Origin of the sequence: Paenibacillus sp. FSL H7-0940, from assembly GCF_037979415.1 — a bacterium.
Taxonomy (GTDB): domain Bacteria; phylum Bacillota; class Bacilli; order Paenibacillales; family Paenibacillaceae; genus Paenibacillus; species Paenibacillus amylolyticus.
In genome coordinates, this window is the sequence record NZ_CP150280.1 from 1,799,798 (window position 1) to 1,825,513 (window position 25,716).

At 46.1% G+C, this 25,716-nt stretch carries 26 protein-coding genes and 1 pseudogene; 17 read left to right on the forward strand and 10 right to left on the reverse strand.

The window, feature by feature from the left end; translation table 11 throughout:
- Nucleotides 1-8 precede the first annotated feature (8 nt).
- Nucleotides 9-866: a hypothetical protein gene (locus tag MHB71_RS08005; RefSeq protein WP_340029250.1), complete on the reverse strand. Its 858-nt coding sequence runs from the start codon at nt 864-866 to the stop codon at nt 9-11.
- 169 nt (nt 867-1,035) lie between these two features.
- Between MHB71_RS08005 and rpmG the strand changes: the two genes are divergently transcribed.
- From rpmG to MHB71_RS08035, 6 genes are all read left to right on the forward strand, one after another.
- Complete coding sequence (gene rpmG / locus MHB71_RS08010) at nt 1,036-1,185, forward strand: 50S ribosomal protein L33 (protein WP_036613813.1); 150 nt, start codon at nt 1,036-1,038, stop codon at nt 1,183-1,185.
- A gap of 49 nt (nt 1,186-1,234) precedes the next feature.
- The gene (locus MHB71_RS08015; protein ID WP_340029251.1) at nt 1,235-1,942 is read left to right on the forward strand and encodes a metal ABC transporter ATP-binding protein; all 708 of its coding nucleotides are present in this window, start codon (nt 1,235-1,237) and stop codon (nt 1,940-1,942) included.
- Nucleotides 1,888-2,781, forward strand: a complete 894-nt coding sequence (locus MHB71_RS08020) for a metal ABC transporter permease (RefSeq protein ID WP_340029252.1) — start codon at nt 1,888-1,890, stop codon at nt 2,779-2,781. The genes MHB71_RS08015 and MHB71_RS08020 overlap by 55 nt, the downstream gene beginning before the upstream one ends.
- On the forward strand, nt 2,768-3,868 hold the full coding sequence (locus MHB71_RS08025; protein ID WP_340029253.1) for a metal ABC transporter substrate-binding protein: 1,101 nt from the start codon (nt 2,768-2,770) through the stop codon (nt 3,866-3,868). Before MHB71_RS08020 ends, MHB71_RS08025 begins: the two co-directional genes overlap by 14 nt.
- Nucleotides 3,869-4,033: 165 nt before the next feature.
- Nucleotides 4,034-4,516, forward strand: coding sequence for a hypothetical protein (locus tag MHB71_RS08030; RefSeq protein ID WP_036673725.1), 483 nt, complete (start codon nt 4,034-4,036; stop codon nt 4,514-4,516).
- Nucleotides 4,517-4,570: 54 nt separating this feature from the next.
- Nucleotides 4,571-5,272 (forward strand): M50 family metallopeptidase, encoded by a 702-nt coding sequence (locus MHB71_RS08035; RefSeq protein ID WP_036613817.1) that lies wholly within the window; start codon nt 4,571-4,573, stop codon nt 5,270-5,272.
- 115 nt (nt 5,273-5,387) lie between these two features.
- Here MHB71_RS08035 and MHB71_RS08040 read toward each other — a convergent pair whose 3' ends face one another.
- From MHB71_RS08040 to MHB71_RS08060, 5 genes are all read right to left on the reverse strand, one after another.
- Nucleotides 5,388-5,759, reverse strand: a complete 372-nt coding sequence (locus MHB71_RS08040; RefSeq protein ID WP_340029254.1) for a DUF4363 family protein — start codon at nt 5,757-5,759, stop codon at nt 5,388-5,390.
- A gap of 26 nt (nt 5,760-5,785) precedes the next feature.
- Complete coding sequence (locus MHB71_RS08045; protein WP_083684362.1) at nt 5,786-6,514, reverse strand: DUF421 domain-containing protein; 729 nt, start codon at nt 6,512-6,514, stop codon at nt 5,786-5,788.
- A gap of 207 nt (nt 6,515-6,721) precedes the next feature.
- The gene (locus tag MHB71_RS08050; protein WP_340029255.1) at nt 6,722-7,585 is read right to left on the reverse strand and encodes an SDR family oxidoreductase; all 864 of its coding nucleotides are present in this window, start codon (nt 7,583-7,585) and stop codon (nt 6,722-6,724) included.
- Complete coding sequence (gene uxuA, locus MHB71_RS08055; protein ID WP_036673719.1) at nt 7,582-8,649, reverse strand: mannonate dehydratase; 1,068 nt, start codon at nt 8,647-8,649, stop codon at nt 7,582-7,584. Before uxuA ends, MHB71_RS08050 begins: the two co-directional genes overlap by 4 nt.
- 40 nt (nt 8,650-8,689) lie before the next feature.
- Nucleotides 8,690-9,367 (reverse strand): GntR family transcriptional regulator, encoded by a 678-nt coding sequence (locus MHB71_RS08060; protein ID WP_026081054.1) that lies wholly within the window; start codon nt 9,365-9,367, stop codon nt 8,690-8,692.
- A gap of 272 nt (nt 9,368-9,639) precedes the next feature.
- Between MHB71_RS08060 and MHB71_RS08065 the strand changes: the two genes are divergently transcribed.
- Together MHB71_RS08065 and MHB71_RS08070 are read left to right on the forward strand one after the other, a co-directional pair.
- Nucleotides 9,640-9,942 carry a metalloregulator ArsR/SmtB family transcription factor gene (locus MHB71_RS08065; RefSeq protein ID WP_017688208.1) on the forward strand — a complete coding sequence of 101 codons (303 nt, stop codon included), beginning with the start codon at nt 9,640-9,642 and terminating at the stop codon, nt 9,940-9,942.
- 90 nt (nt 9,943-10,032) lie between these two features.
- Complete coding sequence (locus tag MHB71_RS08070; RefSeq protein WP_074095359.1) at nt 10,033-11,436, forward strand: aldehyde dehydrogenase; 1,404 nt, start codon at nt 10,033-10,035, stop codon at nt 11,434-11,436.
- A gap of 79 nt (nt 11,437-11,515) precedes the next feature.
- Here MHB71_RS08070 and MHB71_RS08075 read toward each other — a convergent pair whose 3' ends face one another.
- A complete protein-coding gene (locus MHB71_RS08075) occupies nt 11,516-12,427 on the reverse strand; it encodes an AraC family transcriptional regulator (RefSeq protein WP_340029256.1) in 912 nt (303 codons plus the stop codon).
- A gap of 221 nt (nt 12,428-12,648) precedes the next feature.
- Here MHB71_RS08075 and MHB71_RS08080 point away from each other — a divergent pair, with 221 nt between their 5' ends.
- From MHB71_RS08080 to MHB71_RS08120, 9 genes and pseudogenes are all read left to right on the forward strand, one after another.
- Nucleotides 12,649-14,838 carry a glycoside hydrolase family 52 protein gene (locus MHB71_RS08080; protein ID WP_340029257.1) on the forward strand — a complete coding sequence of 730 codons (2,190 nt, stop codon included), beginning with the start codon at nt 12,649-12,651 and terminating at the stop codon, nt 14,836-14,838.
- Nucleotides 14,835-16,982, forward strand: coding sequence for an alpha-glucuronidase family glycosyl hydrolase (locus MHB71_RS08085; RefSeq protein WP_340029258.1), 2,148 nt, complete (start codon nt 14,835-14,837; stop codon nt 16,980-16,982). The genes MHB71_RS08080 and MHB71_RS08085 overlap by 4 nt, the downstream gene beginning before the upstream one ends.
- 82 nt (nt 16,983-17,064) lie before the next feature.
- A complete protein-coding gene (locus MHB71_RS08090; protein WP_340029259.1) occupies nt 17,065-18,132 on the forward strand; it encodes an NAD(P)-dependent alcohol dehydrogenase in 1,068 nt (355 codons plus the stop codon).
- Between the two features lie 166 nt (nt 18,133-18,298).
- On the forward strand, nt 18,299-18,565 hold the full coding sequence (locus tag MHB71_RS08095; RefSeq protein WP_026081056.1) for an HPr family phosphocarrier protein: 267 nt from the start codon (nt 18,299-18,301) through the stop codon (nt 18,563-18,565).
- Between the two features lie 144 nt (nt 18,566-18,709).
- On the forward strand, nt 18,710-18,961 hold the full coding sequence (locus MHB71_RS08100) for a type B 50S ribosomal protein L31 (protein WP_036613829.1): 252 nt from the start codon (nt 18,710-18,712) through the stop codon (nt 18,959-18,961).
- Nucleotides 18,962-19,110: 149 nt separating this feature from the next.
- Nucleotides 19,111-19,416, forward strand: coding sequence for a Dabb family protein (locus MHB71_RS08105; protein WP_340029260.1), 306 nt, complete (start codon nt 19,111-19,113; stop codon nt 19,414-19,416).
- 151 nt (nt 19,417-19,567) lie between these two features.
- Nucleotides 19,568-20,329, forward strand: a pseudogene (locus MHB71_RS08110) (SDR family oxidoreductase).
- 256 nt (nt 20,330-20,585) lie between these two features.
- Nucleotides 20,586-22,313, forward strand: a complete 1,728-nt coding sequence (gene poxB / locus MHB71_RS08115; RefSeq protein ID WP_340029261.1) for a ubiquinone-dependent pyruvate dehydrogenase — start codon at nt 20,586-20,588, stop codon at nt 22,311-22,313.
- Nucleotides 22,314-22,636: 323 nt separating this feature from the next.
- Nucleotides 22,637-23,392, forward strand: coding sequence for a glucose 1-dehydrogenase (locus MHB71_RS08120; protein WP_076250445.1), 756 nt, complete (start codon nt 22,637-22,639; stop codon nt 23,390-23,392).
- Nucleotides 23,393-23,500: 108 nt separating this feature from the next.
- Here MHB71_RS08120 and MHB71_RS08125 read toward each other — a convergent pair whose 3' ends face one another.
- The 3 genes from MHB71_RS08125 to MHB71_RS08135 all read right to left on the reverse strand — a co-directional run bounded on the left by MHB71_RS08125 (nt 23,501) and on the right by MHB71_RS08135 (nt 25,710).
- Nucleotides 23,501-24,685 carry an MFS transporter gene (locus MHB71_RS08125; protein ID WP_338706193.1) on the reverse strand — a complete coding sequence of 395 codons (1,185 nt, stop codon included), beginning with the start codon at nt 24,683-24,685 and terminating at the stop codon, nt 23,501-23,503.
- A gap of 228 nt (nt 24,686-24,913) precedes the next feature.
- Nucleotides 24,914-25,198, reverse strand: a complete 285-nt coding sequence (locus MHB71_RS08130) for a metalloregulator ArsR/SmtB family transcription factor (protein ID WP_036613842.1) — start codon at nt 25,196-25,198, stop codon at nt 24,914-24,916.
- Between the two features lie 170 nt (nt 25,199-25,368).
- Nucleotides 25,369-25,710: a ribosomal protein L7/L12 gene (locus tag MHB71_RS08135; protein ID WP_036673706.1), complete on the reverse strand. Its 342-nt coding sequence runs from the start codon at nt 25,708-25,710 to the stop codon at nt 25,369-25,371.
- Between the last annotated feature and the right edge of the window lie 6 nt (nt 25,711-25,716).

The following is a 25,716-nucleotide window of genomic DNA, read 5'->3' on the forward strand; positions in this document are numbered from 1 at the left end:
TAAGGGTTTTAGCTAAAGTACAAATCGCCAAGATAAAAATCACCATTGCCGCTTTTTTGCGGACTAAACACAAAGGTAAGGTACACTCCATAGGAACCCGTCCATCCTTGTGGATAATAAATGGCTTTGTAACTGTGTCTTGTTTTGGTTTTATCGTTCATTGCAATCACTTTAAAATCAGCTGATTTGATGTTAATCAACTGATCTGCATATTTAGTCAGCGTTTTTTTATCATTTGCTGCAATGATACCTTTGACTGTAGTCTTAAATTTATCTTTCTGGGATTGCTTACCCAGATCAAAAATGTCGATCTCGGGATTTTCAATAACTTTAGCATCTATGTATTTATCAAATTCACTAGTGCTACCTGTTTTAAGTGCATTACCATACATTTTGATCAATGTTAAAGATTCTTTTTGCAATTTGACTATCATCTGAGCGTCAGTTCCAGTCATCTTGATTGAGCCAGAAGTGCTTGAGTTACTTGAACTACTTGGTTTACTTGAATCTTCAGAACCTTTGGTACCTGTACTGCTGTTATTACTACTCGAACTGCTTGACTTACCGCTACCTGAATTAGTGATACTTACAACTTTGTTGCTAACATTCAGAGATACGTTGGCTCCCAGCGCTTCTGCTGTGGTACTTACAGGCAAGTATACATCACCGTCATATACCAGTGCATTCAGTTTGTCTCCAGCTTCATTCTTGGGTGTCCAAGACAAACCGTTTACTTTAAAGCTAATGTTGCTGTCAAGTGCTGCTTCAATATCTTGAATTCCGTTTGAAGCTGCTACACCCAGGGCACCGAAAGCCAAACTGCATGCTACCAATGACCCAATAAAAGTTGATTTTTTGATCTTCATCTAGTTCCTCCGTAGGTAAAGTATAATGATACCAAAGCAGTATATCATATGAAATTATATTGTGCATACAAAATTTTACTGTAACAGATATAGAGTTGACAAAAGAAAAGCTATAGACTAATATCATTAAATAGTAATTATTACGATTAAACAAGAGGAGGCAACCACCATGAGAGTCATTGTAACCTTAGCCTGCACCGAGTGTGGGGACCGCAACTACACAACAACCAAGAACAAGCGTAACCATCCCGAGAGACTTGAGATGAAGAAGTACTCACCACGTTTGAAGAAAATGACGATCCACCGGGAAACCAGATAAAATTTTTTGTTATTTTTTAATCGTAATATTTACGAAAAGAGGGAAAGGCATGATACTATCCTCCATGCGTGATGTTGTATTTGGATATGGCAAAGAGCCGGTCATTGATCAACTGTCGCTGGATATCCATGTGGGAGAGTTCATAGGCATCACAGGTCCCAACGGTTCTGCCAAAACGACCCTGTTAAAGCTGCTGCTAGGGCTATTGAAGCCCTGGAGCGGCACGATACATATGAATCCGCAGTTGAAACGTGGGAACAAGTCCAATATCGGTTATGTGCCCCAGCAGGTGGCATCGTTTAATAGTGGATTTCCCAGTATGGTGAATGAACTGGTCCGGTCCGGGTGTTACACCAGGTTGGGATTATTCCGCAGATTCACAGCAGAGCAGGATGCCATCGTTGAACGCAGTCTGCGGGAAGTTAGTATGTGGGAATATCGGAATACACGCGTCGGTGAGCTGTCTGGTGGACAGAAGCAGCGGATCTGTATTGCAAGAGCTATGGCTGGGCAACCGCAGGTTCTGGTACTGGATGAGCCAACCACGGGGATGGACCGCCACAGCCGTGAAGGATTTTACAATCTGATGCGCCACTATGTTGATGCTCATGGGATAACGATTATTATGGTTACTCACGGACTGGAAGAGATGGGGAATCGATTGGATCGAACGATTACTTTGGAGCGGCAAGAAAGTGAGGAATGGCAGTGTTTGAGTACGAATTCATGCAACGTGCCTTCTGGGCAGGTGGACTGATTGGAGTCATCGCTCCAATTCTCGGGGTCTATCTGATGCTCAGGCGGCAGGTCCTTATGGCAGACACGTTATCCCATGTCTCACTCGCAGGGGTTGCGCTCGGTTCGGTCATGAATCTTAACCCCGTGATCTGCGGATTCATCATTGCAATTATCGGTGCATTACTGGTTGAACAACTACGGCGAAGCTACCGAACCTACAGCGAGGTACCTGTGGCGATCATCATGACTTCAGGACTGGCTCTTGCTGTAGTGTTGATGAGTCTTAAAACCAATCTGTCCAAGACATTCAGCTCATACTTATTCGGATCTATTGTCGCGGTTAGCGATATACAGTTGTGGATGATGGCAGGTGTATGTGTCATTGGTTTACTTTTTTTCATCTTACTCCGGAGACCGCTCTATAGCTTTACCTTTGATGAAGAGACTGCTTCCATTGGGGGCGTTCAGGTAAGAGGTTTATCGTTTGCATTTGCCATTCTGACAGGAATGACTGTAGCTTCAGCCATGCCGATCGTCGGTGTGTTGCTGGTGTCTGCTCTCATTGTATTACCTGCTGCCTTGGCATTGAGAGTGTCTCGCAGTTTCACAGCAGCGATTATTGTCGCGGTAATTACAGGATTAATCGGTATTTTTAGCGGGCTCACAACATCTTACCATCTAAATACACCACCGGGAGGAACAATTGCACTCATCCTGTTGGTTATCCTATTGACTGGAATATCAGCGCAAAAGCTGATTGCACGATATAACCGCAAGCGTCACCGCAAAGAAACGAAATCACAGCACGTCATTCTGGTCAACCATTCTAGGAGGAATACATCACATGAAATTCAGTAAAAAAGCAACGCTCGGATTGTTGTTCAGTCTCACACTTATCGTCGCAGGCTGCGGGCAAAAATCCGCTTCTGATGCAAATACAGCTTCGACAGGCACTTCCGTTCCAGTCAAGACGGAAACCGCAAAATTAAACGTGCAGGTCAGCTTCTACCCGATGTACGAGTTCACCAAAAATGTGGCAGGTGATCTGGCCAATGTGCATACACTCGTTCCAGCAGGAATGGAGCCTCATGATTGGGAGCCCACACCACAAGATATTGCCAGCATTGAAAAAGCGGATGTGCTTGTATACAATGGTGCGGGCATGGAATCTTGGATTGATCAGGTCACCGGAAGTCTGAGCAATGCTTCACTCATTCAAGTGGAAGCGAGCAAAGGAATTAACCTGCTTGAAGGTGGAGAGCATGATCACCATCATGAAGATTCCGATGGAACGGATACGCATGACCATGCCAATGAATCCGCTGGGGAAGCACATGATCACGATCAAGCGGATGAAGCGACTACTGAACAACACGACCATGATCATGACGCAGAGGCAGAAGCAGGACATGATCACGGTGGACTCGACCCCCACGTATGGCTGTCACCTGCATTGGCTGTAAAGGAAGTGCGGAATATTGAAGCAGGTTTGGCGCAGGCTGCCCCGGAACATGCTGAACAGTTCCAGCAGAATGCAGATGCTTACATTACTCAATTGGGGTCACTGGATCAGGACTTCAAGGCGGCTGTGACGGATAGCAAACGCAAGGATTTCATCACACAACACGCTGCATTTGGCTACCTTGCCAAGGAATATGGATTACAACAGGTGCCCATCGCAGGATTGTCTCCTGAGCAAGAACCTTCGGCAGCACAGATGGCATCTGTCATTGATTTTGCAAAAGAGCATCAGGTGAAAACGATTTTCTTCGAAACACTGGTTTCATCCAAAGTGTCTGAGACAATCGCAAGTGAAGTGGGGGCCAAGACGGCTGTATTGAATCCGATTGAGGGACTCACCGAGGAAGAAATTGCGGCGGGAATGGACTACATTAGCGTGATGAGACAGAATCTGGAGGCTCTGAAACTGGCACTAAACGAATAATTTAAAATCAGTTTGATGCCTGTCACCGAAAAAGGTACAATAATACAACATGCTGAGGAATGGATCGCCATTCCTTTGCCTTTTTGCAAAGCAGAGAGCACAGTGATGTGCTCTCTCTTTGTTGAATAAGGTGACCGGATCAAGCAGAACAGGAGGACACATTGCATGAATTTAAATGAGGAACATGAAGTGCTGTTAAGTGAACAGCCTGCCCATCTGTGGAGACGGCGTAAGCTGGAGCTGATGCACTGGACGGAACGTGATAAACATACAGTATCCGCGAAGAAAACAGAGATTTGGAACGGTGTTGAAGTTGATGCCGAACTCGTGAAGGCATTGTCCATACTTCAGAGTGCGGGCGTGAGGACGGAATTTTCATGTGCAGGGGTGAGTCCGCTTGATGAACCTGTCGATCATTCCCTTTATGCTTATGTTACCCTGATACAAAGTGAGGTAGCAGATCAATTCGTGCACTATGCCCTCCGTCGGATGCGGAATCGACTGCTCGTTACGCTAGAGGCCGAAAAGGGCCGCTATGATCTATCTTCTTTTTTCATTGGACACAATCGGAGCTTCTGCTGGTGGATGGAGCACTGTGCCTTACAGTTTGGAAGCCGAAACGAATCGAGTGAAAAAAGCGTAGTATAAAGGATAGGCTTGTTTACTTGATTGTTTACTTTAAGGTAAAGGAGGTATACACGATTGAATAAGTGGGTCAAAACGATACTTTTTCTACTAGGCTCCGTCTTTCTTACACGATTCATCCCATTTTCGTCCTTGTTCCGTAACCTGGATACGATGATTCACGAATTCGGTCATGCACTAATGACACTGGTATTGTCCGGTAAAGTGCTGCGCATTGAATTATACGCTGATCATAGTGGTGTAACTTACTCTTCCATGCTGACGCCAGGCAGATCGATCCTGGTTTCTCTGGCGGGATATATCAGTGCATCACTGTTCGCCTTGCTGTTGTTTTACTTATACCGCAAAGGCTTGCACATGTGGGGACTTGGTATTATGACGGCTGTCGCTCTGGTGTCGCTCCTGTTATATGTAAGAGGGGAGTTCGGCATGTTATGGCTGACCGGGTTCATCGTACTGAACGTTGTCATTATGATTTTTGGTGCCAAGATCGTGAAGTACTATTATCTGTTACTGGCGTTTCTTACGCTGGAAGAGTCGGTTGTTAGTGCTGTATACGTTGGATTTATGTCCTGGACTCAGCCTTCACGGGCAGGGGATGCAGCGAATCTCGCTCAACAGACATTCCTTCCCGCGCTGTTTTGGGGCACGCTGTTCGCTTTGTTTGCACTGTGGTGTGCCAAGGGAGCACTCGGTCTCTTTTTCCGCAAAGAAGGTACTTCGCGATCGTCACGGTCTCGGGGATTACGAAGAGCGTAATGGATATAAAGTTATATCAAAGCAAAGAAGGCACTTCCTTTCTTCATAAAAGGATAGTGCCTTTTGTTGTTGGACTTACTTCTTATATTCAAGCCTGATATTAAAGATATTGAACCTAATCTCCAAGATTATCCCATAACACATAAAAGTAATAAATCTCTTCCATAATCGCCTTATCATCCTCTGCCGCAACGCCGCCCTTGATCCGAGCAAGCGTGCCCAGAATATCATATATCGTTTCACGTTCCACACTGAACTGAATGCGGTTGACGACTTTATCCCAGGCCTTCATTGCGTAATTAACTTGAGACTTGGCTTCAGTCCATTTATTCCCCTCAACCTGTTTCTCTAACGTTTGTATAGATTCAAGCAAGCGATCATCGTTGCCAAAGGGCTTTTTGAGAAAGGCTCCACTAGCCATAATTGCAACGAACACAAGAATGAGGAAGATCGGAAGCACATATAACAGCCAAAAACGCGTTTTCATTCAACCGCCTCCTTGATGTAAAGAGTTTAGAAAGGTCCCTCATAATCGCCCATATCGATTTTTTCGGTGATCTTATCCTTGAACAGGTCCACATACAATTTGTCATTGGGTAATATGGCGGCAAAAGCAATATCCTGTATCGTGATCTTTTGCTTTTTAAGCTGTTCACTGAGCCAGTTGATATCTTTATTTCTTTCCTCCAGATTTTGCTTAATCAGCAGGCCATCAATGATAATCTCGGTCATCAGCTTGCTCTTAGGCGGGTGCATATGCATGTCTTTGGCGGTTACCGGTTGATTCTCAGGTTTCAAAACAACCGAGAGGCTGCCATCCGGTTCCAGAATCGCATAATCCAGTGTTGTAATATCAAATACATCCTTTTGCCGCAGCATCATGGTCAATTCATCAAATTTGACTCGCATTTTACTCAGGTTCTGTTCAAGAATTTTACCGTTCTGGATGATCAATGTTGGATCAGAGTCCATCAGTTTGGAGATGGTGCGATTTTTCAGCGTAATATACTGAAAGATGATCGTAATGATTGTGAAAATGGTCAAGGCCACAAAATGAATCCACGCCTTGGAGGAAAGATCGGTTGCAAAAGTCCCCGCAATGGAACCGATTGTGATACCGTTAATGTAATCAAAATACGTCAAGTTACCCATCTGCTGTTTGCCCAGCACCCTTGTATAGATGATCAGGGTCAGAAAGGCAATAATAGACCGTACGGCAACAACCCATGTTTCTTCCATCATATATGTATCACCTTCCTTTATTTCACCGTAGCTGTATTAAGAGGTTGTTTAAAAAGTTTGCTTTTGAACATGTATTATAACAAGCTTTTCCTATGCTGGAGGATCTTATGCTTAAACGCAAAAAACCGAAACCTGGGTATGTATCCCAAGCTTCGGTCTCTAAAAATTCTCTATATTAGTTGAACTGATTCATTTACACGTTAATCGTTAAACACCGGAATACGCCATAAATCCGCCATCTACCGGAATGACTGTGCCAGTGACAAAGCCGGACTGTCTTTCATCCGCAAGCCACATTAATGTGCCAAGCAGGTCTTCCGGTTTGCCGAAGCGGCGCATAGGAGTATGAGCAATAATTTTACTGGAACGTTCCGTTGGTGAGCCGTCAGGTTGCAGTAATAGATTACGGTTTTGCTCGGTCAGGAAGAACCCGGGTGCAATAGCGTTGACACGAATACCGGATTCGGCCAGATGAACGGCGAGCCACTGCGTGAAGTTGTTAATGGCTGCCTTCGCAGCGCTGTACGCTGGAACTTTCGTCATGGGCGATGGGGCGCTCATGGAAGAAATGTTTATGACAGTGGCGGGAACATCGCGCTCTATCATATGTTTTGCAAAGATTTGAGTAGGGATGAGAGAACCGACAAAATTCAAATCCATCACCTGACGAAACCCCTCTACACTCACATCGAAAAACGTCGTGACGTTCTGCTGTTCCAGATCTTCCAATCTGAAAATTTCATTGGTGGTGTTGGCACTGGCGTTATTGCCACCCGCGCCATTGATCAGAATATCACATGGTCCGAGCTGTTCCAGCACCGCATCTGCCGCTGCTTGCACACTATCGGCCTGGGTTACGTCACAGGCAATAGCAATCGCTTTGCCACCGGCAGCTTCTATCGCAGATACAACTTCCTGTCCCTTGGACACCGTGCGGTTCAGGATGGCTACACTTGCACCGTGCCGAGCGAGTTCTTCCGCCATGGAGCGGCATAATACTCCAGCACCTCCGGTGATTACTGCCGTTCTGCCTTCGAGACGAGATGAGCGTTCATATTGGTGTTCACTCATGCTTTTGCCCTCCTTTGCAGGGAATCCCAGACACCCCAGAGATACATGATCCCCAAAGCCCGGTCATAGAGTCCATAACCAGGTCGGCACTGTTCTCCCCAGAGATGACGACCGTGGTCGGGTCTTGCATAACCTTCATAACCGATATCGTGATAAGCCTCAACAACCCCTGCAATATCAACACTTCCATCCTGACTGCGGTGTGAGGTTTCGATAAAGTCGCCGTTATCGTAGATTTTTACATTACGAATGTGGGCAAATGGAATCCGATCCTTGAACTCGTGTATCATCCCGATAATGTCATTATCAGCATTCGCTCCCAAAGAGCCACTGCATAGTGTCACGCTGTTGTAAGGGCTATCATAAAGATTCAAATATTTCCGAACATTCTCCTGACTTGTAATAATCTTTGGTAATCCAAAGATTGGCCATGGCGGGTCATCCGGATGGATGGCCATTCGAATCCCCAGCCGTTCGGCTGTAGGCATAATCTCTTGCAGGAAATAACGTGCGTGCTCCCACATATGATCCTCGGTTACATCCTTGTAGGCTTCGAACAGACCTGTTAAATACTGCAATCGTTCCGGTTCCCAACCTGGCATAGTGAGTGCGGAGTTCTCCGTAATGCGTCGAACGAGTTCTAGAGGTTCTATATCTGCGAGTTTACTGTGCTCATAGAAGAGGGCAGTTGAGCCATCCTCCATTTCCTTGTGCATATCCGTGCGAAGCCAGTCGAAGATCGGCATAAAGTTGTAACAGATGACCTTCACACCCACCTGAGCCAGTTTCTCCATTGTTTTAATATAATTTGCAATGTATTTATCCCTTGATGGCAGGCCCAACTTGATATCCTCATGGATGTTCACACTCTCAACGACATCCAGATGTAACCCGGCCTTGTCTGCTGCTGTTTTGACAGCGAGTATTTTGTCCATTGGCCATTCCTCGCCAGCAGGAACATCGTGCAGTGCCCACACAATACCTTCAACACCCGGAATCTGCCGGATATGATCCAGCGTTACCGTATCATTGCCTTCGCCGAACCAGCGAAAAACCATTCTCATCACGTTCACCTCATCATGAATAGTAGGAAGAAAAATTCAGTCATTGAAAATAGGACGGATATGTATCCTGCAGGACAGCCAAATCGGTGACAGTTAAATGCAAATGTTCCTGCATCAGTCGCTCTGCTGTGTCGGCATCATGCTGCTGAATGGCCTTGACCATAGACCGGTGCTGTTCAATCAGGTGATCCCACTGGTGGTCCGAGGACAGGCGTAACATGCGACTTCGATTCAAATGTACATTCATCTGCTGGATAACAGTCCAGGTGTTGCTTTTGTTGCAGCCTGCAAAAAGAGTGCTATGGAATTCCTCATCCAATTGGAACATTCGTTCATCATCCGGTTTGACCCTGCATTCCTGTTGCCACGCAAGGTTCTGTTCAAGAGCTACCATCTGTTCGTTCGGAAAGTTCTCGCAGGCGAGCCTGATTACGGCTCGTTCGAGCTGTTCACGCATGAACCGTGCTTCCTCAACGAGATCGACCTGAATCAGAGAGACGTATGTGCCGCGCTGTGGATACACTTCCAGCAGACCTTCCTGTGCAAGCCTTACAAAACTTTCTCGAACAGGTGTCCGGCTTACCTGGAACTCCAGCGAAATTTCCTTCTCAGAAATAGCTGTTCCCGGAGGCATTTTCAAACTCAAAATGAGTTGTTTCAGCGTGAAGTAAACGACATCTCGCGTTGAGTAAGATTGCTTATTATTCATGGAAGACATATTGCTCGCAACAGGCAACAAACCGGCTCTGGATGATAACTTTGGGGTATATTCCACAACTTCAACTCCTTCAATGACATACTACCATACTTGTATGGTAGTATGGAAGCGCTTTATAAGACATTATATTAAATTTAGTTGATGGTTCACTTGCAGTTCAAGTGATTAAAGAGTACAATTCAATCATTAGGTTCGAATGTTTAAACCAACAGACATCAAACAGAGAAATATACGTAGAAATAATGAAGAAGAAATAGTATAGAGGTGAAAGCATGGGACAAAAAGCAATTAGCGTTTTTCAAACCTGTATTCCGTTATTTCAGGTCTTAAGTGACAACCATCGTCAATCCATTTTGCTGACACTTACCGAGAAGGGCAGAATGACGGTGAATGAAATTACCGAACAATCCAGCCTATCCCGGCCAGCCATATCTCATCATCTCAAGCTGTTGTTAGAGAAAGGGCTTATATCTGTGGAGCAGAAGGGCACACAGCGCTATTATTCGGCTTCATTGAATGCATCGGTGGAACTGCTGAAGGAACTGGTAGCTGCTTTGGAAGAAGAGTGTCTGTAGATTAATAGTGATAAAACATGCTTTTGCATGTGTCTTATAGGTTCGTAAGTTTAAACGCTTGATCAATAATGAATAGAGGAGTCTGTATATATGACAACGACTATACAGGAAGTAACCAGTCAGGAAGTTGAACAGATTTTGGAGCAGCAACGACAGTTCTTTCGTTCCGGGGCAACAAGATCGGCAGAAGCTCGAATTGCACGTCTGACCCAACTGAAGCAGGCTATTCAAAAGTACGAATCCAGACTGACAGAAGCTCTGTATCAGGATTTGGGCAAAAGTGAGTTCGAATCCTACACAACCGAGATCGGATTTATGATGGATAGCATCACACACACCATTCGTAAAGTGAATAAATGGGTGAAACCCGTTAAAGTGAAAACGCAAATGGCGCTCCTGGGTTCGAAAAGTTATATCATACCCGAACCCTACGGGGCGGTTCTGATTATCGGACCGTTTAATTATCCTTTTCAACTCTTAATCGAACCATTGGTTGGTGCTATTGCAGCAGGTAATACAGCCGTGCTCAAAGCGTCAGAGAATACACCTGCGGTGTCCGCTGTTGTACGTGAAATGATTGCGAGTGTGTTCGAACCGGCATACGTACAAGTGCTCGATGGTGCAAAAGATACAACAACAGCGCTGATTAACGCGCCATTCGACTATATCTTTTTTACAGGCAGTGTACCGGTAGGCAAGATTGTGATGGAGGCAGCTGCCAAAAATCTCGTTCCCGTTACTTTAGAACTTGGAGGCAAGAGCCCTGTCATCGTGGATGAACAGGCGGATATCAAAGTAGCAGCTGAGCGCATTATATGGGGCAAACTGCTCAATACAGGACAGACCTGTATCGCACCCGATTATTTACTTGTGCATGAGCGCGTGAAGGAACCGTTAATTACAGAGATGAAGGCAGCAATCGTGTCTTTCTTTGGTTCAGATATCCAGCACAACAAGGACTATGGGCGAATCGTGAACAAGGGACATTTTAAACGTCTGACGACTTTGATTGAGCGGGATCAGGCCAAAGTGATATATGGGGGAGCTTCGGATGAGGAAGATCGCTTCATTGAACCTACTTTAATTGATGCGGAGTCCTGGGATGCAGCAACGATGGAAGATGAGATTTTTGGACCCATTTTGCCAATCATTAGTTATCGTAACCTGGATGAAGCCATTGTAGAAATCGTAAAGCGGCCGAAACCACTCGCCTTGTATCTGTTTACTTCCGACACCCGGGTTCAGGACAAAGTGCTGCGTGAAGTTTCTTTTGGAGGCGGCTGCATTAACGATACCATCACTCATGTAGCGAATCCACGTCTGCCGTTTGGCGGTGTTGGTCATTCTGGTGTTGGCTCGTATCATGGGCAGTACAGTTTCGAAACCTTCTCTCATCTCAAAAGTGTACTGAAAAAAAGCACCAAGTTGAATCTGCCGATTCTGTATCCACCGTATGATAACAAGCTGAAGCTGATTAAGCGTTTGTTGAAATAACACTTCATATTAAATACAGAGAACATCTTGAATCGAATTATGAAAAAGTTGAATCAAGCCCGACAGCCTGCTACTGGACCTATTCCAGAGCAGGCTGTTCCTGTCGGTAACGGGAGGGTGACATGCCGGACCAGCGCTTGAATTGACGACTGAAATGGGCAATATCCTTATAACCAAGCATGACGGCAATATTCTGAACGGACAGCTTCGGATTGCCCAGAAGAAGCTTCGCTTCATGCAAAACCAACTGGGATAATACAGCACGAGGAGACTGACCAAACACCTGCTTGAACACGCGATTACAGTGAGAAGAACTGATGCCCAGCTCTGCTGCAATATCATCAATGCCATAGTGACCGTTGGACTCGTGTCCCTGTTTGAATTGCTGACTCATCAGGCCTTGCAACCGATTACGAATCTGGTGGGCGAGTTCGATCTTCTCGTGTCCGTCGGTAAACCAGTGAGCTGCCTCTTTCGAGACCGCCTCCCACAGATGGCCAAATAGTTCAAATACCGCAGATTGAAGCTGCATACGCTGTACCATCGTATTTGCTGTTTCATCATCCGCAGATGACATCAATTTGCGCAGAACCGGCTCAATCTGCTGTGTAACCGGACTATCCGCACTGAATCGCACTTGTTTGATGCGCGCCAGCAACGATAAGAACAACTGATCATCAATGTCAAAATGCATGCAAAAATACGTGAATCCCTTGCCGTTATGGCTCTGGCTGGAATGAATGCTTCCCGGAGGAATCAGGAGCAGTTCGCCAGCCTTTTGAATGTATAGGGTACCATTCACCATCATGCGTTGCTCGCCTTCCGTGACATAATTCAATTCATATTGAGGGTGCTCATGTGCCGGATAATCCCAGTCCACACCTACACTTCGTAAATGAATGGCGAACAGATTGACCGTTGTTTGCACATCTGGATAAAAAACTTCATGGACACTTTCTCCCAAAGTAGGAGGCAAATACGTTGAAGACATGGAAGATCCTCCTTCATAAGAGATTGTTCAAAAAATGTGATTTTGATTACGCACGTATATCAAATGGAATGTTTTTTTTTGTAACCGCTTTAATCTATTATAGTCTATCAGCTTGATTTGGGTAAATATCCGATTGATTTGATCATGGTCGGAGGTGGAACCACGTGTTAGGATGGGGCTAATGAAAACGTATGCAACCATTCTGAGAGGGGTTATGATTCATGAATACGTCCAAATCCATCTTTTATAATGCACATCACGCACCGATTGGTGCTTTTGCGAGTTTTACACTGGGTTACAAAGGAGCCAAAGGCGGGCTGGGTCTTGAACTCGGCAAGCCGGCTGACCAGAATGTATATATTGGATTACAATCTCGCGATGGCGACAATTATCAGGCACTTCCTTTTTATGAAGCTTCCGAGGATGAGAGCAGCCGCTATGATGTAGAGAAGTTGGAGAATGGGGACCCGGCGTCGACAAACGCGACCAAAGCTCCACAACCTCTTATTACGGCTTTTCGCGATGAAGATATTACACGTGAATTTACCTCAGGTACGGATACGTGGACTGCTGGAGATCTGACGTTCCGTATCTACTCGCCTGTACGTCCAGTACCTGATCCAACGAATGGGGATCGTGAAGAATTAATGGATGCACTCGTACCTGCCGTATTGGTTGAGATGACGATTGACAATACGGCAGGTCAACAACCCCGCAAAGCCTACTTTGGCTATCAGGGCAATGATCCGTACTCTGCGATGCGTCTGATTGGGGGACCGGAAGGTGGCTCCATCACAGGTGTGGGACAAGGTCGACTTACAGCGATTATGTCAGCAGATGATGGACTGTGGCCCGCACGCGGATTTACGCTGGAGAAACTGTTGCAGGAGAAACATCGGGAGAATCTGGCATTTGGACTTGGCTCAACCGCTGCACTACTGATGGAGGTGCCGGCTGGAGAGAAACGTACGTATCAATTTGCAGTATGTTTCTATCGCGGGGGCATTGTGACGACCGGCATGGACACAACGTATTGGTATACGCACTATTTCTCCGATATTCAGGCAGCAGGAGAGTATGCACTACAACGCTTCAGTGAGTTGACCGCATCCTGTGGAGAGGTTGAACAGCGCCTTGGATCGGCTGCTTTGACCGAAGATCAATCATTCATGCTTGCTCATTCCATTCACAGCTATTATGCGAGTACTCAACTGCTGGATGCCGATGGTGAGCCACTCTGGGTGGTGAACGAAGGGGAGTATCGGATGATGAACACACTTGATCTGACGGCTGATCAGTTGTACTTCGAGCTTGCCTTGAATCCATGGACGGTGCGTAATGAGCTGGAGTGGTTTGTGAAACGATACAGTTATACGGATCAGGTTCGTTTCCCGGGGGAAGAGAAGTTATATCCGGGCGGAATTACCTTTACCCATGATATTGGTGTTGCCAATGTGTTCTCACGCCCTGGACACTCGGCATATGAGTTGGTTGGCATTGACGACTGTTTCTCACAGATGAGCCACGAGGAGCTGGTGAACTGGCTCTGCTGCGCGACAGTATACATTGAACAGACACAGGATCAAGCTTTTGTGAAAAACATGTTGCCTGTTATCGAGGATTGCTTCGAAAGCATGCTTAATCGTGACCATCCCGACGCAGAGCAGCGTAACGGTCTGATGGGTCTGGATAGCAGTCGTACCCAAGGTGGAGCGGAGATTACAACTTACGACAGCCTGGATGTGTCACTTGGTCAGTCTCGCAATAATATCTATCTGGCGGGTAAATGTTGGGCGGTCTATGTTGCATTGGAGAAGCTGTTCGCAACTGAGAAGTTGGCCGATCTGTCCCATCAAGCAGGGCTTCAAGCCGATCGCTGTGCTGCCAGTATCGCTGCACAGTTGACTGATGGCGGCTACATTCCAGCTGTTATTGCAGAAAATAATGATTCTCGAATCATTCCGGCGATTGAAGGTTTGGTGTTCCCGTACTTTACAGGCTGTGAAGCAGCACTGGATGTCAATGGTCGTTTTGGACCTTATCTGAAAGCACTCCAAACTCATCTGAAGACGGTTCTTGTACCGGGAACATGTCTGTTCGAAGATGGGGGCTGGAAACTGTCCTCAACAAGCAATAACTCGTGGCTGAGCAAAATCTATCTGTCCCAGTTTATCGCTAGAGAGCTGCTGGGTGTGGAATGGAATGAGACAGGCAAGGCTGCAGACGCGGCTCATGTCAACTGGCTGCTGCATCCGGAGGAATCCTACTGGTGCTGGAGTGATCAGATCCTGTCTGGTGTGGCGGTTGGCAGCAAGTACTATCCGCGTGGTGTAACGTCGATTCTATGGCTACTCGAAGGAAAAGGGAATCACCTTGGGCAGATCTATGCCAGCAAGGAGGCGGTACAATGAGCCAATCCGTCGTTCAATCTGCTTTGTCGGGTCCACAGTACGATGCGTGGCTGGGGTATCACTCTGAATTGCCAAGAGCGAATGAGTTTACCAAAAAGACGGCTCCTGCATGGAGCAAACTTATACTGGCGGAAGAGAACCATGGAGTGATCACAACAGCTCTGACCGAACTTTCACGGGGACTGGAGAGGTTATATGGCGTGAAACCGTCGGTCAGTCATCTGTCTGATGCTCAGGAAAATGAACGGGACAATCTCGCTTCCGCTCCCGCAATACGAATCGGCACTTGGACAGGGAGCGATTCCGTGGCTGGGTCGTTCAGTGAGACAGAGCGTTCAACTGTTCAAGGAGAAGGGTACATCATTCGTGAGAACGAGACCGAGGGTGTACTGGTCATTGGTTCAGAGACTCCTCAAGGTGTGTTGTATGGTGCATTCCATCTGCTTCGGGAACTGACAATGGATCAAGGAATTGCAAGTAAGGCGGATGACGCTGTGAGTAAGTGGAGCTTCATTATAGAGCAGCCTACCAATGCACTACGAATGATTAATCAGTGGGATAATGTGGACGGCAGCATTGAACGGGGTTACGCAGGAGAATCCATTTTCTATGATAACGGGGAATTCACGCTGGACTTGGGACGCATCCGGGATTACGCACGTTTGCTCGCTTCCACGGGAATCAATGCCATATCGATCAACAACGTCAATGTACACCGCCGTGAGAGTCTGTTTCTGACGGAACGTTATCTTAGTGATGTGGCGAAGGTTGCCGCTGAATTCAGAGCGTATGGCATTCGATTGTTCCTGAGCGCCAACTACGCAAGTCCAATTGAGATTGGTGGTTTGCGTACGGCTGATCCGCTGGATGCGCAGGTACGGGAATGGTGGAACATTCAAACGGCCAAGGTGTACGCAGCGATTCCGGATTTTGGCGGTTACCTGATCAAGGCAGACTCCGAGAATCGTCCGGGACCATTCACGTATAACCGTGATCATGCCGATGGTGCGAACATGCTGGCTGAAGCCCTTCGGCCATTCGGTGGATTGGTCATCTGGCGTTGCTTTGTCTATAACTGCAAGCAGGACTGGCGGGATCGTTCCACTGACCGTGCACGTGCAGCCTATGACCACTTTACGCCGCTGGACGGGCGTTTTGCCGAAAATGTCATTTTGCAAATCAAAAACGGGCCGATGGACTTTCAGGTGAGAGAGGCAGTATCCCCGCTGTTCGGCGCCATGGAAAATACAAATCAGGTGATTGAATTTCAGATTACACAGGAGTATACCGGGCAACAACGTCATCTCTGTTATCTGGTTCCCCAGTGGAAAGAAGTATTAGACTTTGACACATACGCCAAAGGCGAAGGTTCAGAGATCAAGCGAATCGCGGACGGTTCTCTGTATAAACGACCATACAGTGGCTTCGCCGCAGTATCCAATATTGGTGCAGATGCCTGTTGGACAGGACATCCACTCGCGCAGGCGAATCTATATGGATATGGAAGACTTGCGTGGAACCCGGAGCTGTCCGCGGAAGAGATTGCTGATGAGTGGGTGAGACTCACATTTGGACATGAAGACGAAGTTGTGCGGCAGGTTACGGGCATGCTTTTGAATTCACTAGATATCTATGAGAATTATACTGCGCCTCTCGGTGTGGGTTGGATGGTTAATCCGGAACATCATTACGGGCCGAATGTAGATGGATACGAGTATTCCAAATGGGGAACGTATCACTTTGCCGATTGTCATGGCATTGGTGTAGATCGAACCGTGAACAGCGGTACAGGATACACTTCACAGTATCACCCTGAGAATGCTGATCGCTATGAGTCTGTAGACACCTGTCCGGATGAGCTGATCTTATTTTTCCATCACGTGCCGTACACACATGTTCTGCATTCGGGTAAAACGGTCATTCAGCATATTTATGATACACACTTTGAAGGTGTTGCGCAGGCGCAGGCGTTAGCCGAGACATGGAGAGGGCTGGAGGGCAAAATCGACCCGGTTATTTTCAGTAAAGTTGCTTCATTACAGGACAACCAGGCCGAACATGCCAAGGAATGGCGGGACATGATCAATACGTACTTCTATCGCAAGAGCGGCATAGCGGATGAACAAGGTCGAACAATCTATTGATTGGTAATTAGGAAGAAAGAAGATACCTTGTTTTCTTTGATGTACAATAGACAGCATGGACATACATGAGGAGGAGAACCGTATGGGACAATATCAACTGCCCGAGACCATGAAAGCTGCTATCATGACAGAGCCAGGACACATTATTATTGAGGAACAACCCGTCCCGCAACCGGCAGCGGATGAGGTGTTAATCCAGGTAATGGCCGTCGGGGTGTGTGGCTCGGATGTGCATTATTTTGAACATGGACGCATTGGCAGATTTGTGGTGGAGAAACCGATCATTCTGGGTCATGAGTGTGCGGGGATCATTGCTGCTGTCGGCTCGAACGTATCACGTCTGAAAACAGGGGATCGGGTTGCTATTGAGCCTGGGGTGACTTGCGGACGTTGCTCGGCATGCAAGGAAGGTCGTTATAACCTGTGTCCGGATGTACAATTTCTAGCGACCCCTCCGGTGGATGGGGCATTTGTACAATACATGATGATACGTGAAGATATGGTATTCCCGATCCCGGATCACCTGTCTTATGAGGAAGCAGCTATGAACGAGCCATTCTCTGTTGGTATTCACGCTGCACGCCGTAGCAAGTTGGCTCCGGGTACAACCCTGGCGATTATGGGCATGGGTCCCGTTGGACTCATGGCCGTGGCTGCTGCCAAATCTTTCGGTGTAGAGAAGATCATTGTAACGGATCTGGAGGAAGTTAGGCTGGAAGCAGCTCGCCGCATGGGTGCCACTCATACCATTAATGTGCGGAATGAAGATGCACTGGCTGTGATTCGCGAGTTAACAGGTGGTGTGGGTGTTGATACTGCATGGGAAACAGCGGGGAATCCAAAGGCGCTACAATCTGCTCTGTATTCACTTCGACGTGGAGGAAAACTTGCGATTGTGGGCCTGCCTGCACAGGACGAGATCGCACTCAATGTTCCATTTATTGCGGACAATGAAGTTGATATCTATGGCATATTCCGTTATGCCAATACGTATCCGGCAGGAATTGAGTTCCTGAGCTCCGGCCAGCATGACGTGATGTCCCTGATTACAGATCGTTATTCACTCGAAGAGACACAGCAAGCGATGGAGCGCGCATTACACAATAAGAGCGGCAGTCTGAAGGTCATGGTATATCCGAACGGTATGTAAGAACAACCTGGAAGAGTCCTGCGGTATAGGACTCTTTTTTTGTTTTTTTTGCAAAAAAAGTATGGGTCAAGCTCCCATAACATGGTATAATTCATGAAGATTTTAATATATAAATGGATACACACCATATTGGTGAATAAGTACTTAGCGAAAGGAACTGAAGGTTGTGAGAGTACATGAATTTATGATACACGCTGATTTTCATCGGGATGATTTGATGTCGGTATCTTCTCAAGCGTCACGTTTTTCCTCGGATATTATTTTGTCGTATATGGAGTCTGAGCATGAGCATCGTGTAGATGTCAAAAGCCTGCTTGGAATGGCGTTACTACCCATTCGATATGGTAGTGTTGTCAGATTACAGACAAGAGGCAGGGATGAACTGGAGGCTTTGGAGTACATGTTGAATGTACTGGAGAAAGGGACGGCGTGACACCTGATTAGGTGCAAAATCACAGATATCATATTTTTTTTAGCTATTCCTCAAAACCTGCTGGTACTTTGTCCAAAAAAAGAGTATAATAAAATGTAGTTTGATTCTAAAGAAGTACCCATATTAAAGGAGTGTAAATAGATTATGCCAAAAGTTGACATCCATCCAAAGACACAACTCGTAATTTTTTACGATGCAAGTGCTGATTTCAAATTCCTGAGTTCTTCCACGAAGTTCTCTAACGAAACTATGGAATGGGAAGACGGTAACTCTTACCCAGTAATCCGTGTGGACACTAGTTCCGCATCCCACCCATTCTTCACTGGTAAACAAAGAAACGTGGATATCGGTGGCCGTGTTGATAAATTTAACCGTAAATACAACATCACCAAATAAGTTTGTCCATACATTACAAAAAAACCTCGGGATTTGTCCTGAGGTTTTTTTGTGTACATTAAAAATTAATTCAACCAATTATTGCGCTTACAACACATTCGGATGTACACTAGGAAACGAGTACGAACATATTGGAGGAGGAAATAGAGATGAGCAGCATCACACATATGGTAACGTTTACACTTTACGCGGGTAAAGATACACCGGAGGCCGAAGCCTTTTTGAAGGAAAGTTCGGATGCACTGGCTGTCATTCCTGGGGTAGAGCAATTTCAGGTTCTGAGACAGGTAAGTGAGAAGAATGAGTTTGACTACAGTTTCTCGATGGTTTTTGCGGATCAGGTTGCGTATGATGCATACAACAATCACCCGGTTCACCGTCAATATGTAGAAGAGCGTTGGGAAAAGGAAGTCAGTCGCTTCCAGGAAATTGATCTTATTCAACATCATAATTAATAGTCTCCACATATAGGGAAAAAGTTGAACTACCATATACAGCATTGAACAATGCTGTATATCTCTCTGAATAACGCGTCATTAATGAACAAAAATAACATATTTACGAAATCGTTTTCGAACAAACGAATACAAGGAGGTTTTCACTGTTATGCAATTGGATCTCTCAGGAAAAACGGCTCTGGTTACAGGCGCAACCGGACAGCTGGGGAGAGTCATCGCCCGCACGTTGGCAGCCTGTGGCGCCAATCTGGCTCTACATTACATAAATAATGATACCAAGGCTCGGGAGCTTCAAGGTGAGATTGAAGCACTCGATCGTAAGGCTGTAATTGTACAGGGGGATATTACAAAGCAGGATACAGCATTTCGGATGCGTGATGAAATTCAGCCTGTCCTCGGTGGAGTGGATATCATTGTTGCCAATGCAGTCATTCAATATGAATGGACAACGGTGTTGGAACAGTCTCCTGAAGATTACTTGAGCCAGTTCGAATCCTGTGTCATGCAGAGTGTGTATCTTGCCAAAGCTTTCATTCCACATATGCAAGATATCAGAGCCGGTCGGTTCATTGGTATCAATACGGAATGTGCGATGCAAAATTTCGCTCACCAATCGGCCTAGACCGCTGGTAAGCGTGGAATGGATGGTGTATATCGCGTGCTTGCCAAGGAGGTTGGTGAGTATCAGATTACCGTAAACCAGGTTGCACCTGGATGGACAATTAGCGAACGTGATCGGTCCAGTGAGCCTGGACATGATGAGGCATATACGCGTACCGTGCCGCTGAAGCGCAGGGGTGAAGATCAGGAAATCGCCAATGCGGTAGCTTTTCTCGCTTCGGATCTGTCCTCATTTATCACAGGTGCCTATATCCCGGTAAGTGGTGGCAATGTGATGCCTGCTATCTAGTGTCTGATTTGGATTTGGGAATTCACATGAAATAACAATAAACGTAGTTTAACCGTAATCCGTTTGTCATTCGACAAGCGGATTTTTTGGCATTTTGCTAACAATGAAATAACGGTTCAAGGGGGTATTTTTGTTTCATATATCCAGACATACATATTGAGTTGGTTCGGGTTTCAGAAGATTGGGGTATAAGAATAGGTATATTAACCGAGTGGAAACATAATCAAAATGAGCAATTAAAGGAGACCCATCACTTATGAAAAAAACAGTCGCGGACGTTCTGGTTGAATCCTTATTGAACGCTGGCATCAAACGTATATATGGCATTGTTGGAGACTCCTTGAATGCGGTACTCGACTCCATTCGTCGTTCTGGGAAGATTGAATGGATTCATGTACGACATGAAGAAGTAGCTGCATTTGCTGCTGGGGCGGACGCTGAGGTCAGTGGAAGTATCGCTGTCTGCGCAGGTAGCAGTGGTCCTGGTAATATGCATCTGATTAATGGTCTGTATGACTGTCACCGCAATCGTGTTCCTGTACTCGCTATCGCTGCACATATCCCAAGTGACGAGATTGGCAGTGAATATTTTCAGGCGACCCATCCGGAGTATCTGTTTCAGGAATGTAGTCATTATTGTGAAGTCATTACAACAGCCAAACAGATGCCGCGTTCTCTGACGATGGCCATTCAGACAGCAGTTGCACGTTCGGGTGTGTCCGTCGTTGTATTGCCGGGGGATGTAGCAGGACTTGAAGCAGCGGATCTTCCTGTACCTGAGCATGTGTATCACGCAACCAACCCCGTGGTACATCCTTCTGAGCCGGAACTCGTTAAACTGGCGGAGTATCTGAATCAAGGCAAAAAAATTACGTTGTTGTGCGGTGCAGGCTGCGCGGGCGCTCGGGAACCCCTTATGCAGCTCTGTGATCGCTTGAAATCCCCGATGGTTATTGCGCTACGAGGCAAGGAATATTTGGAGTATGACAACCCCTATTCCGTGGGTCTTACGGGTCTAATTGGGTATTCATCCGGTTATCATGCCATGATGGACTGTGATGTATTATTAATGCTGGGAACGGATTTCCCATATCGCCAATTCTATCCCGAAGATGCGAAAGTCCTTCAGGTCGACATTCAATCTTCCCATCTGGGTCGGCGCACGAAGCTGGATTACGGCGTATGTGGGGATGTGAAAGCGACCATTGAAACTTTGCTTCCTTATCTGACAGAAGAACACAGTGACAAACATCTGCGTAAAAGTGTGGATCGTTATGTGAAAGTACGCAAAGATCTGGACGAGCTGGCCGTTGGAAAACCGGGTAAAAAGCCCATTCATCCGCAGTACCTGACCAAGGTCATTAGTGATGCCGCAGCTGAAAATGCCATTTTCACCTGTGATGTCGGAACTCCGACAGTATGGGCGGCCCGTTATATCGAGATGTCTCGTAATCGCAGGCTGCTCGGTTCATTCAGTCATGGTACGATGGCAAACGCTTTGCCACAGGCAATTGGTGCTCAGGTCGCTGATCCGGGCAGACAAGTCATCTCGTTGTCGGGTGATGGTGGTATTACGATGCTGATGGGTGATCTGTTGACATTGAAACAGCATAATCTGCCGATTAAAGTTGTGGTGTTCGATAACGGAGCACTCGGTTTTGTTGAGCTGGAGATGAAAGCTGCCGGATTCCTGGAATCGGGAACAGAGCTTGTCAATCCCAACTTTGCGATGGTTGCTCAAGCCATGGGCATGGAAGGGATTCGGGTTGAGGATCCGGATGAACTCGAAGGAGCTGTACAGCGTGCGCTTCAGCATGATGGTCCTGTGTTGATTGACGTGGTGGTGAATCGTCAGGAATTGTCCTTACCTCCGAAGATTGATATCAAACAGGCGGAAGGATTCACCTTATGGATGATGAAAGCCGTGCTCAACGGACGAGGGGACGAAATTATTGAATTGGCAAAAACAAATTTGCTGCGTTAAAGTGTTTCAAAAAGCGGATATGCACCGTTTGAAGTTGTAGAGATACCGACTTAAAAAGTATTGTATATGTAAAAGAGGAGCATGCAACAAGACGTAATAGTTGTGTGCTCCTTCAATAAAAATGCTGAAAATGTGACAGGTGATATAGTATGAATACATATTATATGATTTGTTTTTATGTCGAAAGTCTATTAGAATAGGTAAAGTCAGGAAGGTTTTATGCCATTTTTGACCTACATATTGCATCATTGCATGTAAGTACGTTTCATATCGTATTCATCGATCCAATCACAAGATGACACACACACATGGAGGAGATCAACATGAGTCACGCAGGAAAAGTAGCCATTATTACTGGAGCAGGAAGTGGATTGGGCCAAGCAGCAGCATTGAAGCTGGCTGAGAAGGGTGCATCCATTGTCGTTGTGGATCTTGTCGAAGAGACAGGTCTTGAAACGGTTAAGCAGATTGAGAAGCTGGGAAGTAAAGCTATTTTTGTACAAGCAGATGTAAGTAAAGCACCTGAAGTTGAGAATTATGTGAAAAAAACAGTCGAAGAGTTCGGACGAATCGACATGTTCTTTAATAATGCAGGTATTGCAGGTCCTGGTATCAAGCTGATCGAACATACAATTGAGCAGTTTGACCAGATTATTGATATTAACCTGAGAAGTGTATTCTACGGGTTGAAGTATGTAATTACTGAAATGCTCAAAACAGGTGGAGGTTCCATTCTGAACACGGCCTCTACGGCCGGTATTGTTGGTGTACCCGCAGTTGCACCTTACGCAGCAACCAAACATGGCGTAGTGGGCTTGACCCGCACAGCTGCGATTGAATATGGCAAGGACAACATTCGTGTAAATGCGATTGCCCCAGGTACAATTGAGACACCGATGGTCATTCAGTTCGGTAAAGACAATCCTGAAGTGTTCAAGGCAACTGTTGACAGCATTCCATCCGGACGTCTGGGCAGACCGGAAGAGATCGCGAACTTGGTTTCCTTCCTGCTTGGAGATGAAGCGCCTTATATCAATGGTGCAGTATATCCGATCGATGGTGCAGTTACGGCCCAATAAGAGTCCTGCTTATCGGTAATAGAATAGCCGTTAAAATGGTTAAAGAGAGGCCACTGTATACGTACAGTGCCTCTCTTTTTGGTTTGTTTTTTGTACTACAAATTCATATCATGCAACGTTGTGCGATGTATTGGTTTGTGTACTTTTGAGAGGTGCTGAACGATACGAGCCTATAACGATGATGACGGCAACAGCAACCCCGACAGCGCCAATCCAGGTAATGGATGATAATGAAACGCTGCTGACCGCGATTCCGCCAATACCTGCGCCGGCAGCCATGGCTAATTGCATAACCGAACTATTCAGACTTAGCATAATGCCAGAGGATTCCGGAGCCATGGTGACCAGGTTATATTGCTGAGTTGGACCCGAAGACCAGGCGGCAAAAGACCACAAAATTAGAACAAGGAAGACAGCGAGATGAGAGCTTGCCGTTATATTCAACAGGACCAGACTTACGATATGCAATGTCATGCCTGTGATCAGTGTTCGTTTGACACCCAATCGGTCAGCACTGAATCCTCCAACTTTTGAACCGATCAGACTTGCTATGCCAAATGCGAGTAAAGCTGAACTGAGTAGTGCTTCGCTCATTCCTGAAACGGATACAAGGTAAGGTGAAATGTACGTGTAGGCAATGGAATAACCACCTAACCAGAAAAATGTCACCAGCAGTGCCAAAACAATTCGTGGCTGTTTGAGCAAAGACAGTTGTTTCTTCAGCGGAACAGGCGCTTCTGCTTTGGAAGGCGGAATGGCGGCCGCGATTACCAGCATGGCGAGAACTCCAAGAACGGCGATACCGGCAAAAACAAGCTTCCAATCCCAAGATGCAGCTACAAGCCTTCCGAGCGGAACGCCAACGATCAAAGAAGCCGTAAATCCAGTGATTACTGTGGCGATTGCACTAGCTTGTTTGCCCTCCGCCGCTATTTGGGAAGCAACCGTTAATGCCGTGACAACAACAACGCCCGCGCCTAAAGCCATCAACACTCGTGCTGCGACGAACAGTCCATAACCCGGCAACAGGTAAGCAAGAACATTAGCCACAACGAATAGACCGAGGAAGTATAGCAACAGCTTGCGACGGTCCCAGCGCGAAGTCAGTGCAATAATGACAGGTGTACCGAGCGCATATACGAGTGAAAAAATCGTAATGAGCTGTCCGGCAGCGATTAAAGAGATATTCATGGTATCTGCAATGCGATCCAAAATGCCGGCAATGACATATTCGGACGTTCCTACAAGGAAACTGACCAAGGCAAGAACATAGATTTTGAGCGTAGAAGACATGGAAACATAACCTCTTTCTGATTATTATTATATTTTTAGAAATATAGAAATAAAGACGATAGAACCAGACATGAATGCTCTGAATGCACCCCATCTGCACGAATGGTAATGCTACAACCTAGATAATGAATATTGGTATAAGCGTAAACTTAGGTGACCTAGTTTTACTAATAAATATTGTACATTGTTTCAATATTTCTAATTATATAGAAATATAAATCAAATTTTTTATTTATTTAGTAGATAGGGAACAAACTTTTGTGCGGTCTCCGTGTTTAGGCTGTAGTAGATATACGTACCCTTCTTCTGCGATGTGAGCAGGCCGCAATCGGATAGCTGTTTCAGATGATGAGACAGAGTTGATAGCGCAACCGTAACAAGGCGGCTCTCCAGATCAGCAGGACACAGGTTGCTTTCGCCCGATAAAATCTGAATGATTTTGTAGCGTGTTTGCTCGCCCAGTGCTTTATGAATTTTGACGACTTGTTCAATCTCATTTGAGTTTGATTGCATAATGATCGGTCCTTTCGTCTTTATTTCTTATTTCTAGTAATATAGAAATAACAGTAGCATATGTCGTTTGAAAAGTAAACTCTCGGTGAAGATTCCAGACTTTCTACTGCGTCTGTGTTAACAGCCGAAAGTCTGGAGTAACTTCCCCCGAGAGTTATGTGAGTTGTATATTACCGATCGAGAGAATCAACATAGTCTTTGGCTTCCTTCAACGAAAGACCTCTGGCTTCACGCAGTCGTTTGATCGCCATAATTTTTTTCCCTTGTTGTATCAGTGTAAGCAGTTCCTGATCCAGATCCGTTTGGGCTGGTTGGCTTGTGTGGGAAAGAGATGCTTCTTTCGGCGACAAGGTGTAATTGAAGTCGGATCGGACGCTGTCGGTTGAACCGTTCTCCAGACGCTCGACATCTCTTTTCAATTCATTTAATTGGCGTTGCAGGCTGGTGACTCTGACCAGTAACACAAAGATCAGAAGCAGCAAAACGATCCATACCAAGGTGTTCATTTCCATGATGTA

Excerpts from the sequence above, each read along its gene's own strand:
- MHB71_RS08040 (WP_340029254.1), bottom strand. The coding sequence starts at position 5,759 with ATGAAAACGCGTTTTTGGCTGTTATATGTGCTTCCGATCTTCCTCATT.
- MHB71_RS08025 (WP_340029253.1), top strand. The coding sequence starts at position 2,768 with ATGAAATTCAGTAAAAAAGCAACGCTCGGATTGTTGTTCAGTCTCACA.
- MHB71_RS08060 (WP_026081054.1), bottom strand. The coding sequence starts at position 9,367 with ATGTCTTCCATGAATAATAAGCAATCTTACTCAACGCGAGATGTCGTT.
- MHB71_RS08050 (WP_340029255.1), bottom strand. The coding sequence starts at position 7,585 with ATGAGTGAACACCAATATGAACGCTCATCTCGTCTCGAAGGCAGAACG.
- MHB71_RS08125 (WP_338706193.1), bottom strand. The coding sequence starts at position 24,685 with ATGTCTTCTACGCTCAAAATCTATGTTCTTGCCTTGGTCAGTTTCCTT.
- MHB71_RS08015 (WP_340029251.1), top strand. The coding sequence starts at position 1,235 with ATGATACTATCCTCCATGCGTGATGTTGTATTTGGATATGGCAAAGAG.
- MHB71_RS08075 (WP_340029256.1), bottom strand. The coding sequence starts at position 12,427 with ATGTCTTCAACGTATTTGCCTCCTACTTTGGGAGAAAGTGTCCATGAA.
- MHB71_RS08020 (WP_340029252.1), top strand. The coding sequence starts at position 1,888 with ATGGCAGTGTTTGAGTACGAATTCATGCAACGTGCCTTCTGGGCAGGT.
- poxB (WP_340029261.1), top strand. The coding sequence starts at position 20,586 with ATGAAAAAAACAGTCGCGGACGTTCTGGTTGAATCCTTATTGAACGCT.
- MHB71_RS08030 (WP_036673725.1), top strand. The coding sequence starts at position 4,034 with ATGAATTTAAATGAGGAACATGAAGTGCTGTTAAGTGAACAGCCTGCC.
- MHB71_RS08045 (WP_083684362.1), bottom strand. The coding sequence starts at position 6,514 with ATGATGGAAGAAACATGGGTTGTTGCCGTACGGTCTATTATTGCCTTT.
- MHB71_RS08065 (WP_017688208.1), top strand. The coding sequence starts at position 9,640 with ATGGGACAAAAAGCAATTAGCGTTTTTCAAACCTGTATTCCGTTATTT.
- MHB71_RS08080 (WP_340029257.1), top strand. The coding sequence starts at position 12,649 with ATGAATACGTCCAAATCCATCTTTTATAATGCACATCACGCACCGATT.
- MHB71_RS08130 (WP_036613842.1), bottom strand. The coding sequence starts at position 25,198 with ATGCAATCAAACTCAAATGAGATTGAACAAGTCGTCAAAATTCATAAA.
- MHB71_RS08105 (WP_340029260.1), top strand. The coding sequence starts at position 19,111 with ATGAGCAGCATCACACATATGGTAACGTTTACACTTTACGCGGGTAAA.
- MHB71_RS08090 (WP_340029259.1), top strand. The coding sequence starts at position 17,065 with ATGGGACAATATCAACTGCCCGAGACCATGAAAGCTGCTATCATGACA.
- MHB71_RS08135 (WP_036673706.1), bottom strand. The coding sequence starts at position 25,710 with ATGGAAATGAACACCTTGGTATGGATCGTTTTGCTGCTTCTGATCTTT.
- MHB71_RS08070 (WP_074095359.1), top strand. The coding sequence starts at position 10,033 with ATGACAACGACTATACAGGAAGTAACCAGTCAGGAAGTTGAACAGATT.
- MHB71_RS08120 (WP_076250445.1), top strand. The coding sequence starts at position 22,637 with ATGAGTCACGCAGGAAAAGTAGCCATTATTACTGGAGCAGGAAGTGGA.
- MHB71_RS08085 (WP_340029258.1), top strand. The coding sequence starts at position 14,835 with ATGAGCCAATCCGTCGTTCAATCTGCTTTGTCGGGTCCACAGTACGAT.
- MHB71_RS08005 (WP_340029250.1), bottom strand. The coding sequence starts at position 866 with ATGAAGATCAAAAAATCAACTTTTATTGGGTCATTGGTAGCATGCAGT.
- MHB71_RS08100 (WP_036613829.1), top strand. The coding sequence starts at position 18,710 with ATGCCAAAAGTTGACATCCATCCAAAGACACAACTCGTAATTTTTTAC.
- uxuA (WP_036673719.1), bottom strand. The coding sequence starts at position 8,649 with ATGAGAATGGTTTTTCGCTGGTTCGGCGAAGGCAATGATACGGTAACG.
- rpmG (WP_036613813.1), top strand. The coding sequence starts at position 1,036 with ATGAGAGTCATTGTAACCTTAGCCTGCACCGAGTGTGGGGACCGCAAC.